This is a genomic window from Aeromicrobium sp. PFPM2_SD2, from assembly GCF_057364525.1.
The window spans coordinates 1-1,474 of record NZ_JBNFNZ010000547.1; the positions used below are offsets into that span (position 1 = coordinate 1).

General features: G+C 75.7%; 1 pseudogene. It reads right to left on the bottom strand.

Annotated elements, in window-relative coordinates:
• A pseudogene (locus AC2W7G_RS16155) lies at window positions 1-1,452 on the bottom strand (cobyric acid synthase); the annotation flags it as partial.
• Window positions 1,453-1,474: the final 22 nt, after the last annotated feature.

Genomic DNA, 1,474 nt, shown 5'->3' on the forward strand with positions numbered 1-1,474 from the left:
CCTCGGCCAGGGCCAGCAGGCCGTCGACGTCGAGGTGCTTCTCGGCCAGGTCGCCCAGCAGGTCGAGCCGGGCCTCGCGGGCGGCGGGCGAAGCTGACCCCCCGACGCCGTGAACGTGCCACCGCGGGTTCGGGCCGCGAGGTCGAGCACGGCGGTGCGCAGCGCGTCGGACTCGAGGCTGCCGTGCCACATGGTGCCCAGCACGGCGCCGTCCTGCGCGCCGCCGAGGAACTCGGTGGCGCCGGCGTCGCGGGTGATGCGGCCGTGGTGGATCTCGTAGCCGGACGCCGCCGCGCCGAGCGCCTCGCCGTGGGGCAGGCGCAAGGTCTTCTCGGCCGCGAACGTCGTCTCGACCGGCAGCAGCCCCAGGCCCGGGACGCTGGTCGGCGCGCCGGACTCGACGCCGTCCGGGTCGTGCACCGCGCGGCCGAGCATCTGGAAGCCACCGCAGATGCCAGCACCGCGCGTCCGGACTCGGCGTGCCGGACGATCGCGCGGTCCAGCCCGCGCGAGCGCAGCCAGGCGAGGTCCGAGACGGTTGCCCGGGTGCCGGGCAGGACGACCAGGTCGGCGTCGGCGACGTCGTGCGGGTCGGCGGTGAAGACGACATCGACGTCCGGCTCGAGCCCCAGCGCGTCCACGTCGGTGAAGTTGCTGATGCGCGGCAGGCGCACACCGACGACCGAGGGCGCCCGCGGCGCCGGCCCGGCGGCCCTCGAGGTCGAGCGCGTCCTCGGAGTCCAGCCACACGTCCGGGCTCCAGGGCAGGGTGCCGAGCACCGGACGCCCGGCGAGCTGCTCCAGGCTGCGCAGGCCGGGCGCGAGCAGGGTCTCGTCGCCGCGGAACTTGTTCACGACGAACCCGGCCACGAGCCGCTGGTCGGCCGGCTCGAGCAGGGCGACGGTGCCGTAGAGAGCGGCGAACACGCCACCGCGGTCGATGTCGCCGACCACCACGACCGGCATGTCGGCGTGCCGGGCCAGGCCCATGTTCACGTAGTCGCCGGCGCGCAGGTTGATCTCCGCCGGGCTGCCCGCGCCCTCGGCGACCACGAGGTCGTGGCGGGACGCGAGGTCGTCGTAGGCGGCGTAGGCGGCCTCGGCCAGGTGGGTGCGGCCGCCGACGAACTCGGCGCTGCTGATCTCGCCCGCCGGCCGGCCCATCACCACCACGTGGCTGCGCCGGTCGCCGCCCGGCTTGAGCAGCACGGGGTTCATCGCGGCCTCGGGCTCGGCGCCGGCGGCCAGCGCCTGTACCCACTGGGCGCGGCCGATCTCGGCCCCGTCGGCGCAGACCATCGAGTTGTTCGACATGTTCTGCGACTTGAACGGCGCGACGCGCAGGCCGCGGCGCGCGAACGCCCGGCACAGGGCGGTCGTCACGAGGCTCTTGCCGGCGTCCGAGGTCGTGCCGGCGACTATGAGCCGGGCAGGGCGGCGGGGGGCGTCCACCGGTCCAGTATCGCGGGCCCGG